The organism is Dermabacter vaginalis (assembly GCF_001678905.1).
Classification (GTDB): domain Bacteria; phylum Actinomycetota; class Actinomycetes; order Actinomycetales; family Dermabacteraceae; genus Dermabacter; species Dermabacter vaginalis.
On record NZ_CP012117.1, the window covers coordinates 943257 to 955205 of the forward strand.

Consider the following 11949-nt stretch of genomic DNA (forward strand, 5'->3'; position numbering starts at 1 on the left):
CCGGTTTAACTGTTCGGGGCCCGACGCTCGCTCGGCTCCTGTTGTAGCGGATACTCCATGAGAAGTTGTTGGCTGCCGAATTCTTCGAGGCCGCGGCGCACGCGGAACCCGATTCTTTTCAGCTGCTCAACTGAGCGTTTGTTTGAGGTCTGCACGACGGCGATCATGAGCGGCTCGTCGAGTTGCTCTTTCGCGAATTCGATGATGCGCTCAACGGCTTCGCGCGCGTACCCGTGGCCCACGAACTCGGGGAGGAGTGCGTAGTTAATTTCGAGCTCATCTCTGTCGTAGCTGAGATTGGCGATGCCGAGCATGTGATCGGTGGCGCCGTGCGCAATGATCCACGCACCCCACGTGTTGCCGAGCGGTGAGAGCTCGAGGGCTTGTCGCGAGCCAAAGTTGACGGCACCGCCGAGGTAGCGGCTCGCCGAGGGGTCGGTCATGAGTCGCACGTAGTCACCCCGGTCCGCCTCTCCGGGTTCCCGGATATGAAGTCGTTCGGTGCGGAGCCGAACCGGCCAATAGGGTTCTTGTTCGCGTCTCACGCCTACTAGCTTAACTGTGACGCCTGAGACATTTCGAGGTGCTCGCGCATGGCGAGCACGTGATGTTTCGGTCGCGTTGATGTCACCGCAACTTGAACACCCCGCGAGGACGCGGGATACACCGCGCGAGATTCGCGCAAGAAAGGGCAGGAAACCCGATGGCCGAGCTCATCAATAGCCCGTTGTTCGCCGTTCACGAGCGCGAAGGCGCCTCGTTTACCGATTTCGCGGGCTGGAACATGCCCGTGCGATACACCTCGGACCTCGCTGAACACGCCGCCGTGCGCGAACGCGCGGGCCAGTTCGATCTTTCGCACATGGGAGAGGTGTTCTTTACCGGGCCCGAAGCTGGCGAGGCGCTCGATTATGCGCTCGCGGGCAAGATCAGCTCGCTCGAGGTGGGGCGCGCGAAGTACTCACTTCTCCTGAGCGAAGAAGGCGGAATCATCGATGACCTGATCGTCTACCGCCTCGCAGACGACCGCTTCCTTACTGTCCCGAACGCGGGCAACCGCCTCGTGGACGCGAAGACTCTCAAGGAACGCGCCGAGCGCTTCGATGTGGAGGTCACTGATCGCAGCGAGGAGATCGCCCTCGTTGCTGTGCAGGGCCCGAAATCGGCAGAGATTGTGCGCGGCTTTGCCGAGCGCAGCGACGTCGAGGTGGACCTCGACGCGCTTGACGCTCTCAAGTACTACCGCGTGCTCGCGGGCACGTTTGAGGGCGAGGAGATCTTCTTCGCCCGGACCGGCTACACGGGCGAGGACGGCTTCGAGATTTACGTTCCGAACGCTCTCGGCATCAAGGCGTGGGAGGCATTCGCCGAGATCGGCGGCGAAAATATCGAGCCGTGCGGCCTCGCGTGCCGCGACACGCTCCGTCTTGAGGCGGGCATGCCGCTCTACGGTCACGAGCTGACCCTCGACATCGTCCCAGCTCAGGCAGGGCTTGGTCGCGTCGTCGCCTTCAAATCCAAGGGCGAGTTTGTGGGCCGCGAAGCGCTCGAGGGGAAGGACTTCTCGGATCGCCGCACTCTCGTGGGCCTCAAAGCCGACGGTCGCCGCGCAGGCCGCGCTGGCTACATTCTTCGCGACGAGAACGGTGAGGAAGTGGGGGAGCTTACCTCCGGTGCTCTCTCGCCGACCCTCGGATACCCGATTGCCCTCGCCTACGTGGAGCCGGGCCTCGCGAATGAAGGTCAGGAGCTTTCGATCGATGTGCGCGGCAAAGCGCTCCCGGCAACCGTCGTACCACTCCCGTTTTACTCCCGCGCCAAGTAGTGCTTGAGGCTGCCTACCAGGAGGCGGCCCGTAGGATTTTCACGAAGTTACGCTTCACACACTCTGAAAGGAACAAAGATGTCGGATCTGAAGTACAGCAAGGACCACGAATGGGTACGCGATGAAGGCGACGGCACCGCGACGATCGGCGTGACCGACTTCGCCGCCGATCAGCTCGGCGACGTCGTCTACGTCGATCTGCCCTCCGTTGGTGAAGAGGTCGAGGCCGGCACCGAGATGGGTGAGATTGAATCGACCAAGTCGGTTTCCGATCTGTTCGCGCCGCTCTCGGGCGAGGTCACCGAGGTGAACGAGGAGGTCGTCGAGAGCCCGGAGAAGGTTAACGAGGATCCCTTCGGCGAGGCGTGGCTCATCAAGGTCAAGGTCACGGAGACCCCCGACGACCTTCTCTCGGCTGAGGAATACACCGAACTGACCAGCAAGTAAAAATATTGAGGAGTTTCCCGTTCATGTCTGAACACCACAGCAACGTCGCTGTCGACGACTCGGCGATCGAAGGTCTTCACTCGTTTGTTCGTCGCCATGTTGGTACGACGAGCGACGCGCAAAAGACCATGCTCGAGGCACTTGGTCTCGACTCGCTCGCTGCGCTCCTTGAGAAGGCCGTGCCCGGCACGATCCTTCTCGACGAGGGCCTGGATTCCTTGCTTCCCGAGGGGGCGAGCGAAGCCGAGGCTCTCGAGGAGCTTCGCGCGCTCGCGAAAAAGAACACCGTGAAGCGTTCGCTCATTGGCCACGGTTATTACGGCACGTACACGCCGTCGGTCATCCAGCGAAACATCCTTGAGAATCCCGCCTGGTACACGGCCTACACGCCCTACCAGCCCGAGATCTCGCAGGGCCGGCTCGAGGCGCTGCTCAACTACCAGACCATGATCGGGGACCTCACCGGTCTCGAGATCGCGAACTCGTCGATGCTCGACGAGGCCACCGCGGCCGCCGAGGCGATGCTGCTTGCGCGTCGCGCGGCGCGAGGCAACAAGTCGAACGTGTTCCTCGTGGACACGGACGTTCTACCCACGACTCGCGCAGTGCTCGGTGGCCGTGCCGAAGCGGTCGGCATCGAGCTTCAGGACGTCGACTTCGCAAAGGACGGCGCTCCCGAAGGCGAGTACTTCGGTGCGCTTTTGCAGTACCCGGGCGCTTCGGGCCGAGTGTGGGATCCGCGCGAGGTCATCGCCGCGGTCAAGGCGAATAAAGCGAAAGCCGTCGTAGCCGCTGACCTCCTCGCGCTCACGCTCCTCGCCTCGCCGGGTGAACTCGGCGCCGATGTCGCCGTGGGTAATTCGCAGCGCTTTGGTGTTCCGCTCGGCTTCGGCGGCCCGCACGCGGGCTACATGGCCGTCTCCAAGGGCCTTGAGCGCCAGATTCCCGGCCGTCTCGTGGGTATCTCGCTGGACGCGGAAGGAAACCCCGCTTACCGCCTCGCTCTCCAGACCCGTGAGCAGCACATTCGCCGCGAAAAGGCCACGAGTAACATCTGCACTGCCCAGGTTCTTCTCGCCGTCATGGCTTCGATGTACGCCGTGTACCACGGCCCGGATGGGCTGCGGCAGATTGCGAGCGAAGTCGCGGGGCGCACCGCGTCGCTCGCTACGTGGCTCACGTCCAATGGCTTCCAACTGGCGCACGAGACGTTCTTCGACACGATCGAAGTGCGTGTGAACGGTAAAGCCGGCGTGATCGCTAAGGCGTTCGATGAGCGCGGTATTCTCGTCGCTCAGCCGAACGAGGATACGATTCACGTGAGCCTCGATGAAACGGTGACGCCTCGTGCGCTTCGCGAGATTGCCGAGGTTTTCTCGCAGTTCTCGCCCTCACACGTGGGGGATGTCGAACTTGAAGACTGGGTCGAGCCCGGAGAGACCTGGGGCGAACTCACGCGCACCTCGACCTACCTCGAGGCGCCGGTGTTCAACTCGTTCCGTTCGGAGACCGCGATGATGCGCTACCTGCGCCGCCTTGCGGACAAGGATTACGCGCTCGACCGCGGCATGATTCCCCTCGGTTCGTGCACGATGAAGCTCAACGCCGCAACTGAAATGGCCGCGATCACGTGGCCCGAGTTCAACGCGATCCATCCCGCCGCTCCCGCGAGCGACGTCGAAGGTTACGTCGAGCTCATTACTCAGCTCGAAACCTGGCTCGCGGATGTCACGGGCTACGACACCGTGTCGCTTCAGCCGAACGCTGGCTCGCAGGGAGAGTACGCGGGTCTCCTCGCGATCCGTGCGTACCACGCGAGCCGCGGCGAGTCTGCGCGAACCGTGTGCCTCGTGCCGAGTTCGGCCCACGGCACCAACGCCGCTTCCGCGGTCCTCGCGGGCCTGCGCGTCGTGGTCGTTGCGAGCGATGCCAACGGCAACGTGGATCTCGATGACCTCAAGCAGAAGATCAAGGATCACGCCGATGAACTCGCGTGCATCATGATCACGTACCCGTCGACCCACGGCGTGTACGAGTCCGAGGTCCGTACGATCACGCAGCTCGTGCACGATGCTGGCGGTCAGGTGTACGTCGATGGAGCGAACCTCAACGCACTCCTCGAAGTGGCGAAGCCGGGCGAATTCGGCGGCGACGTTTCGCACCTGAACCTGCACAAGACGTTCTGCATTCCGCACGGTGGTGGCGGGCCGGGCGTCGGACCCGTTGCGGCGAAAGCCCACCTCGCGCCCTTCCTACCGGGCCACCCGGACATGCAGAACCCCGAACACCCGGTGATCGGCGGCGCAGACCGCACCCACGGTGGTGCGCCCGTGTCGCAGGCGCCGTACGGTTCTCCGTCGATCCTCCCGATCCCGTGGACCTACATCCGCCTCATGGGTGCGAAGGGCCTGCGTCACGCGACCGCGTCGGCGGTGCTCGCCGCGAACTACATGGCGAAGAGGCTCAGCGAAAAATTCGAGATTCTCTACCGCGGCGAAAACGGTCTCGTGGCCCACGAGTGCATCGTGGACCTGCGCCCCTTCACCGACCGCACGGGGATCACCGTCGACGATGTCGCAAAGCGCCTCATCGACTACGGCTTCCACGCGCCGACCATGAGCTTCCCCGTTGCGGGCACGCTCATGATCGAGCCGACCGAATCGGAGGATCTGTGGGAGATCGAACGCTTTATCCTCGCGATGCACCGCATCGCCGATGAAGCCGAGAAAGTGGTGTCGGGCGAATGGCCAAAGGACGACAATCCGCTCGTGAATGCCCCGCACACCGCGTACTCCGTGTCGCGTGAAGAGTGGGATCACCCTTACTCGCGCGACGAGGCGGTGTACCCGGGCGTGAACGCTGCGAGCGAAGCCGGCTATGACCCGGATTTCCACATGACGCAGCAGATGCAGTACCAGGCGAAGTACTGGCCGCCCGTGAGGCGCATTGACCAGGCCTACGGCGACCGCAACCTCGTGTGCTCGTGCCAGCCGCTTGATGCCTACGACCAGGGCTGATAGCGCGATGTGAGAGTGGGGCGTTCCTTCGGGGGCGCCCCACTTTTGTGTCCCGAGTCCACAACATGAACGAACGTGAACGGAAGTTTGGTGACGGGTCGGAACTCTCATAGGTTTATGGCCATGACAGAGATACTCACCACACACGCGGGCTCGCTTCCGCGCACCAAGGAACTGATCGACGCGAACTACAACAGGGAACTCGAGGCCGACGGCTTCACCCCGAAAAAGTCGCCTGAGTTTGAGCGCGTTCTCGCCGATGCCGTGGATGGCGTCGTTGCTCGCCAGAAGGAGATTGGCATTTCAGTGCCGGGCGATGGCGAATACGGCAAGGCGATGGGCTCGGCCATCAACTACGGCTCGTGGTGGTCGTACATTTACGACCGCACCGAGGGGCTTGAGCTCACGGGAACCGATTTCTTCAACGCCGAGCCGCATCGAAGTGAGCCGGGCAACATCGTGCTCACGAGCTTCGATGATCGCCGCGACCGCAGTCTCTTCCCCGGTGCCTACGCTGACCCGGTTACGGGTGTTCCCACGACTAACGACAAGCCGGAAACCTTCATCGTCCCCGCGGCCACCGGCAAGGTAGCGTTCTCTGAGCTCGGCAAGGAGCTGTGCGCGAACGACATCACGAACTTCTCGCACGCACTTGAGAAGTCGGGCTACAAGCAGGGCTACCTCTCGACCCTTTCGCCGGGCTCGGGCGCGCGCATCCACGACGAGTACTACGGCGACCCGGACGCGTTCCTCGATGCGTGGGTTGACGTGATGCGCCCCGAATACAAGGCCATCACCGATGCGGGCATCCAGATCCAGATCGATGATCCGTCGCTTGCCGAGAACTTTGACCAGATCAATCCGGAGCCAAGCGTTGAGGACTACCTCGCGTTCACGAAGAAGCGCGTGGAGGCGATCAACCGCGCGATCGACGGTATCCCGCGCGAGCTCGTGCGTCTGCACACGTGCTGGGGTTCGTGGCACGGCCCGCACGTCACGGACTTTGAGTTCAAGTACCTCGCGGAACTCATGCTCGAGGTCAACGCAAAGTACTACTCGTTCGAGGCGGCGAACGTGCGCCACGAGCACGAGTGGGTCGTGTGGAAGGATGTCACGCTCCCTGAGGATTGCGTGATCGTGCCCGGCATCGTTTCGCACTCGACCAACGTCGTCGAGCATCCGGAACTCGTCGCGCAGCGCATCGAGCGTTTTGCCGACATCGTGGGCCCCGAGCGCGTGATTGCCTCGACCGACTGTGGTCTCGGTGGCCGTATCCATCCGGAGATCGCGTGGGCGAAGCTCGAAAGCCTCGTGGAAGGTGCGGGCATCGCTTCGGCGAAATACTGAGTTTTTAGGCGGGAAATCACCGAGAAAACGGGGGCGTGACGCGCAGCGTTCACGCCCCCGTTACGTGTCCGACACGTGTCTTTCCCACGGCCGTTGCTCCCGAGGGACACAATGAGGAACGTGAAAATCCTCGTCGTTGCCGAATCGTTCCTTCCGCACATGAATGGCGTCACCAACTCGGTGCTCAGGGTTGTCGAGTGCTTTGCGCGCTCCGGCCACGAGGTCAGGATCGTCGCGCCAGGCGCCCCGGGTATCCCGAACGAACTAACGTTCGGCGCGGAACGTGTGCCGGTCATACCCGTGCTGTCACTACCGATGATGGGGTACGGGCAGGTGCGCATGAGCGCGACCACGAACTACCGGATTCGTTCGATTATCGACGATTTTCATCCCGACGTCGTGCACCTCGCGTGCCCGGCCCTCCTCGGTAACGCCGCCTCGAAGGCCGCCGTCAAGCGTGGCATCCCCACGGTCGCCATCTACCAAACCGACCTCCCGGGCTACACGCGCAAATACGGCGCTCCCGTGCTCGAAGAAGCGATGTGGATGTTCCTTCGCGACATTCATAACCGCTGCGAGATCAATCTCGCGCCCTCCTCGAGCACCCGCAATCAGATCGTCGAGCACGGCATTGAGCGCGTGCAGATTTGGCGACGCGGAGTTGATACTTCGCAGTTCTCGCCCACGCGCCGCAGCGAGAAGCTTCGTAAGCGCCTCGCTCCGAATGGTGAGAAACTCGTCGTGTACGTGGGGCGTCTTGCCGCCGAAAAGCAGGTAGACGACCTCGCCATTCTCGAGTCGATGCCGAATGTGCGTCTCGTGATCGTGGGGGAGGGGCCCCTCGAGGCGCAGCTTCGTTCTGCCATGCCAGGCGCCTATTTTGCGGGCTTCAAGAAGGGAGCCGAACTCGCAGAAATCGTTGCCTCGTGCGACCTCTTCGTGCATACGGGTGAGCTCGAGACGTTCTGCCAGACGATCCAAGAGGCCATGGCCTCAGGCCTTCCCGCGATCGCTCCTCGCTCGGGTGGCCCGATCGACCTCATCGACCACTCGCACACGGGTTGGCTTTACACGCCCGGCAAGCTTGAGGAGCTTCGCGCGTACGTCGAGGATCTTCTCGGTGACGACACGAAACGCGGGCATTTCGCTGCAGCTGCGCAGGAATCGGTGCGGCAGCGGACGTGGCCCGTTCTCGCGGAGCAGCTTCTCGGCTTTTATCGCGAGGCGGCGCGTCTTCACGAGGCCGCGCACGCCGCGTAACGCTCGCCCTTCTCCCGTGCCACTCGCCTTCCGTACCAATGTGAAGGTCACGGTGTGAGGGCAGGCCGAGTAGCTCATGGCCTCGGCATGTTTTCCACCCTCAAAGGTGGAGGTGGGGGCGCCAAGCCGGGCTTGCCGTAGAACGGCGACGCGGCCGGGCATTTAGCGAGCGGAGCAGGCAAACCTCACAAAGGCGTCGAGGAGGCGCACGGGGGCATCGACTCCCTGGTTCGAGCCGCGCCACCTCTCGATCTCACGCGCGAACGACTCGGGATCACGATCACTCGGTGTGAGCGCGCTCGTGGTCGCCCATCTCGTGGCAATCGCGGGCGTAATTTCGGGATGAAACTGCACGCCCCATGCCGCCTCCCCCGCGCGGAAGGCCTCGAGTCGGCCCTCCTCATCGCGAGCGAGGGGCACGATTGGTGCGCCGCTCGGGGTTGCACTCGGGAGCGCCGAAACTTCGTCCTGGTGCCATTGGAAGGCCTGAAACGCTTGGTGCGGTGCACGAACCTCGGCGCGGGCAAAGAGCGGATCGGTTGCGGCGGCGGGCTCGGGCAGTACTGTGCGCAGTCCGACGGCAGGCTTCGGCCTTCGCGTGATCTCACTTCCAAGCGCCGCTCCAAGAAGTTCCTCGCCGAGGCAAATCCCCAACAGCGGAAAACTTTCCTCGAGGGTATCGAGGCACAGTTGGCGGCACGGTGCGAGCCAATCGTAGCGCTCGTCTTGGAGAGGGCCGGGCCCGCCTCCGAGGATCACGAGGCCTTGCGAGGTGGAGGCGAGGTTGTCGAACGAGGGGAGTGGCTCGCCGCGGTAGGGGCGCACGAGAGCGAGGGCGAGGCCTGATCTGCGCGCAAGGCCTTCGAGCAAGCCCGGCGGGCAATCATCTTCGTGCTGAATGACCGTCAGTGTTCCGCGCACATTGTTTCCCATGTCCCCGTTATACAGGAGACAAACTCCATGCGACGTACTTGGAGGACTTTCGTCCATCGTTTAGACTGGCCACGCAGCGGCAACCCCTTGCAGCCGCGACCCCGACTCGAACATCATGGAGAAAAGCGTGACCCAGCACAACGACGCCGCGGCAAGCAACGAAACCTCGCAGGGCAATAGCCTCGCCTTTTCGATCATCGTCACTGCGCTCGTCTTCCTTCTCTTCGCGGGTGGTCTCTACGTCATGAGCCTCTACACCGTCGCGCCGATCTGGTTCGTTGTGGGCCTCGCCATGTCGATCGTCGCGCTTTTTGTCGCCTTCGAGATCATTCCGCGCTTCTTCACGAAGTAGAAGCTCTCCAGTCACAAGAAAGGCCTCGGCACTGTCGCCGAGGCCTTTCGCTATGCGTGCAGGCAGGAGCTACTGCGCGCGTTTCTTGTCGAGGGCCACGACCGCCTCGAGAGCCATGACGATCATCGAGTCGAACGTCTCCTGGCGCTCCTGGGCGCTCGTCTCCTCGCCCGTAAGGAGGTGGTCAGAGATCGTGCACACCGATAGCGCCTTGCGGCCGAACTGCGCGGCGAGCGTGTACAAACCTGCGGTCTCCATCTCGACGCCGAGGACGCCGTAGTTGGCGAGGGTTTCCGTGAGGGGTTTCGGGTTGTAGAACTGGTCGGCCGAGAAAAGCCCGCCAACGCGATAGGGGAGATTCTTCTCCTCTGCAGCCTCAACCATGAGGCGCATGAGTTCGAAGTCAGCAGCGGGAGCGTACGTGACGTCGCCAAAGCGTGCGCGGTTCATGGCCGAGTCGGTGCTTGCGGCGTTCGCGATCACAACGTCGCGCACCTTCACCTCGGGTGCCATGCCGCCCGCGGTACCCACGCGAATGATGGCTTGAACGTCGTAGTCGTTCATGAGCTCGTGCGCGTAGATCGCCATGGAAGGCTGGCCCATTCCCGAGCCTTGAACGCTCACGCGCACGCCCTTGTAGGTGCCCGTGTACCCGAGCATGCCGCGCACCTCGTTGTAGAGCTGTGGATCGTCAAGGAAGGTTTCGGCGATCCATCGTGCGCGATACGGGTCGCCGGGGAAAAGGACGTAAGGCGCGATGGCGCCTTCGGGGGCATTAATATGTGTAGACATGCCTTAAGCCTACGGTGTTTGGAGATGGGATGCCCGAAACCTTTGTGCCCGATCGTGAGGCAGTGCGTGCCCGTTGGGCGGTTTCGCTCGTTTTTCTTCTCAATGGTGTGAGCTTTTGCGCTATTTTGCCTCGCTACCCCGAGATCGTGCGTCAGCTCGGCATTACCAACACCGAGCTTGGCCTCGCCGTGGGCCTCGGGCCGCTCGGCGGTCTCGCTTTCGGTTTGCTTGCCGCGCCCATCATGAAGAAGATCGGCTCAGGCACAGCCGCGCTCATTTTCCAGATTCTCGCCTCGAGCGCGCACCTTTTGATCTACGTGGCGCCGAGCTGGGGTTTCCTCGCTCTCGGTTTTGTGCTTGCGATGAGCTTCGACGCCATCACGGACATCGCCCAAAATGCCCACGGCATGCGAGTCGAACGTCGCTATCGCCGCTCGATCATCAATAGCTTTCACGGATTCTGGTCGCTCGGTGCGGTTCTCGGCGGGGTCCTCGGTGCCGTGTGTGCGCAGTTCAGCGTCCCGCTTGCATGGCAGGGCTGGGGTGGGCTCGTCCTCTTTGGCGCGATTGCCATCGCGAACTTCCCGTTCCTGCTCAAGGGGTCCGACGCCGCCGAGCGGGTCAAGGAAGTCTCCTCGCCAAGTGCGTCCTCCGCGAACGAGGCCCCGGCGGATCTCGTGGGCGAAACGAGTGGCAATACCCTACTCGAAAGCACGTCACCCAGCCGCGGGAAGCTTGGCGCTCTCGCGTTGCTCGGTGCCCTCGGCATGGTTCTCGTCTTCGCTGGTTCGACCGAAGATGCCGGCAGTACGTGGGGTGCGCTCTTCATGACCCACACCTTCAATGCGTCGCCGTTCGTCGCTGGGCTCGCGTTCGTTGCCCTTCAGGGCGCACAGATGCTCGGCCGTTTCCTGGGGGACCCGATCGTGGATGCCTGGGGCGACCGCACAACCGCGCGCGTGGGCGCGGTGATCTCCTTCGTGGGCATGAGCGTCATGCTCGTGTGGCCGACCGCCGTGACCGCCGTGATCGGCTTTGCAGCCGCGGGCTGGGGTGTGGCGACGCTGTTCCCGGCCGTATTTCGAGCGGGCGACAACGTTGAAGAGCTCGGCCACGGAGTCGGCATTACCGTCGTTGGCTGGTTCGCTCGCATTGGCTTCCTCGCCGCCCCACCGATCGTGGGCTGGCTCGCTGACCTCTTCACTCTGCGCTATGCCCTCGCGCTCGTACCGCTCTACGCAGTGGGAATCCTCGTGTTCTCGGGCGCGCTCGAGAACACCACGAAGGTCGACAAACGGGCCACACTTGCGGAAGCGAGGTAGGCCTGGCAAGCGTCGGACCGGCCCTGCACTGCCTAGGCGAACGCGGATGTATCGCCTCGGCCCTCGCGAAGGACACGCGGTACGTCGTCGGTGAGATCGATGATGCTCGTGGGTTCCATGCCCGTGATCTCGCCGTCGACAATCGCGGGGATGAGGTGCCCGATGCGGTCCTCGACAATCCACGACTCGGTGAGCACATCGTTCTCACCGGGCATGATGAGGCTCGAAGTCATGAGCGGCTCCCCGAACGCGTCGACGATCGCGCGCGCGACCACGTCATCGGGAATGCGCGCTCCAATCGTGTGTTTTTTCGGGTGGAGCATGCGGCGCGGGAGCTCTTTCGTGGCCGGCATAATGAAGGTGTAGGGGCCGGGTGTGTGCGCTTTCACGAGGCGATAGTTCGGGTTCGAAATCCGCACGTACGTTCCAAGCTGCGCGAATTCGCTGCACATGACGGTGAAGTGGTGGTCCTTGCCCGTGTGGCGGATCGTGCGGATCTGTTCCAGGGCATCGTGCGCGCCTATGCGGCATCCGAGCGCGTAGCCCGAATCGGTGGGGTAGGCAATCAGTTCCCCGTCCCTGAGCCGCTCGACGACCTGGTCGAGGAGACGCGCTTGCGGTGTGACGGGGTGGATCGGAATGAGGCGTGCCATG

At 63.0% G+C, this 11949-nt stretch carries 11 protein-coding genes; 7 read left to right on the forward strand and 4 right to left on the reverse strand.

Going from position 1 to position 11949, the window contains the following annotated elements; genetic code table 11:
* Positions 1 to 5: 5 nt before the first annotated feature.
* On the reverse strand, positions 6 to 545 hold the full coding sequence (locus DAD186_RS03980) for a GNAT family N-acetyltransferase (protein ID WP_257737090.1): 540 nt from the start codon (positions 543 to 545) through the stop codon (positions 6 to 8).
* Positions 546 to 703: 158 nt separating this feature from the next.
* On the opposite strand from DAD186_RS03980, the gene gcvT reads away from it, so the two are divergent.
* The 5 genes from gcvT to DAD186_RS04005 all read left to right on the forward strand — a co-directional run bounded on the left by gcvT (position 704) and on the right by DAD186_RS04005 (position 7896).
* Positions 704 to 1825 (forward strand): glycine cleavage system aminomethyltransferase GcvT, encoded by a 1122-nt coding sequence (gene gcvT / locus DAD186_RS03985; protein WP_065247595.1) that lies wholly within the window; start codon positions 704 to 706, stop codon positions 1823 to 1825.
* 78 nt (positions 1826 to 1903) lie between these two features.
* Positions 1904 to 2272, forward strand: a complete 369-nt coding sequence (gene gcvH, locus DAD186_RS03990) for a glycine cleavage system protein GcvH (protein WP_065247596.1) — start codon at positions 1904 to 1906, stop codon at positions 2270 to 2272.
* A gap of 23 nt (positions 2273 to 2295) precedes the next feature.
* The gene (gene gcvP / locus DAD186_RS03995) at positions 2296 to 5289 is read left to right on the forward strand and encodes an aminomethyl-transferring glycine dehydrogenase (protein ID WP_208854277.1); all 2994 of its coding nucleotides are present in this window, start codon (positions 2296 to 2298) and stop codon (positions 5287 to 5289) included.
* Between the two features lie 123 nt (positions 5290 to 5412).
* Positions 5413 to 6636 carry a cobalamin-independent methionine synthase II family protein gene (locus DAD186_RS04000; protein ID WP_065247597.1) on the forward strand — a complete coding sequence of 408 codons (1224 nt, stop codon included), beginning with the start codon at positions 5413 to 5415 and terminating at the stop codon, positions 6634 to 6636.
* Positions 6637 to 6756: 120 nt separating this feature from the next.
* On the forward strand, positions 6757 to 7896 hold the full coding sequence (locus tag DAD186_RS04005) for a glycosyltransferase family 4 protein (RefSeq protein ID WP_065248716.1): 1140 nt from the start codon (positions 6757 to 6759) through the stop codon (positions 7894 to 7896).
* 162 nt (positions 7897 to 8058) lie between these two features.
* Here the strand turns inward: DAD186_RS04005 and DAD186_RS04010 are convergent, their stop codons facing one another.
* Entirely contained in the window at positions 8059 to 8829 is a 771-nt protein-coding gene (locus DAD186_RS04010) for a type 1 glutamine amidotransferase (protein ID WP_065247598.1), read from the reverse strand.
* A gap of 127 nt (positions 8830 to 8956) precedes the next feature.
* Here DAD186_RS04010 and DAD186_RS04015 point away from each other — a divergent pair, with 127 nt between their 5' ends.
* On the forward strand, positions 8957 to 9181 hold the full coding sequence (locus DAD186_RS04015) for a hypothetical protein (protein ID WP_082991074.1): 225 nt from the start codon (positions 8957 to 8959) through the stop codon (positions 9179 to 9181).
* 69 nt (positions 9182 to 9250) lie between these two features.
* Here DAD186_RS04015 and deoD read toward each other — a convergent pair whose 3' ends face one another.
* A complete protein-coding gene (gene deoD, locus DAD186_RS04020; protein ID WP_065247600.1) occupies positions 9251 to 9973 on the reverse strand; it encodes a purine-nucleoside phosphorylase in 723 nt (240 codons plus the stop codon).
* 29 nt (positions 9974 to 10002) lie between these two features.
* Between deoD and DAD186_RS04025 the strand changes: the two genes are divergently transcribed.
* Positions 10003 to 11295 (forward strand): MFS transporter, encoded by a 1293-nt coding sequence (locus tag DAD186_RS04025; RefSeq protein WP_065247601.1) that lies wholly within the window; start codon positions 10003 to 10005, stop codon positions 11293 to 11295.
* A gap of 32 nt (positions 11296 to 11327) precedes the next feature.
* Here DAD186_RS04025 and DAD186_RS04030 read toward each other — a convergent pair whose 3' ends face one another.
* Positions 11328 to 11948: an L-threonylcarbamoyladenylate synthase gene (locus DAD186_RS04030; protein ID WP_065247602.1), complete on the reverse strand. Its 621-nt coding sequence runs from the start codon at positions 11946 to 11948 to the stop codon at positions 11328 to 11330.
* Between the last annotated feature and the right edge of the window lies 1 nt (position 11949).

Bases quoted from the DNA above. Each gene is read 5' to 3' on its own strand.
- gcvT (WP_065247595.1), top strand. From the start codon at position 704: ATGGCCGAGCTCATCAATAGCCCGTTGTTCGCCGTTCACGAGCGCGAA.
- gcvH (WP_065247596.1), top strand. From the start codon at position 1,904: ATGTCGGATCTGAAGTACAGCAAGGACCACGAATGGGTACGCGATGAA.
- gcvP (WP_208854277.1), top strand. From the start codon at position 2,296: ATGTCTGAACACCACAGCAACGTCGCTGTCGACGACTCGGCGATCGAA.
- DAD186_RS04000 (WP_065247597.1), top strand. From the start codon at position 5,413: ATGACAGAGATACTCACCACACACGCGGGCTCGCTTCCGCGCACCAAG.
- DAD186_RS04010 (WP_065247598.1), bottom strand. From the start codon at position 8,829: ATGGGAAACAATGTGCGCGGAACACTGACGGTCATTCAGCACGAAGAT.
- deoD (WP_065247600.1), bottom strand. From the start codon at position 9,973: ATGTCTACACATATTAATGCCCCCGAAGGCGCCATCGCGCCTTACGTC.
- DAD186_RS04025 (WP_065247601.1), top strand. From the start codon at position 10,003: ATGCCCGAAACCTTTGTGCCCGATCGTGAGGCAGTGCGTGCCCGTTGG.
- DAD186_RS04030 (WP_065247602.1), bottom strand. From the start codon at position 11,948: ATGGCACGCCTCATTCCGATCCACCCCGTCACACCGCAAGCGCGTCTC.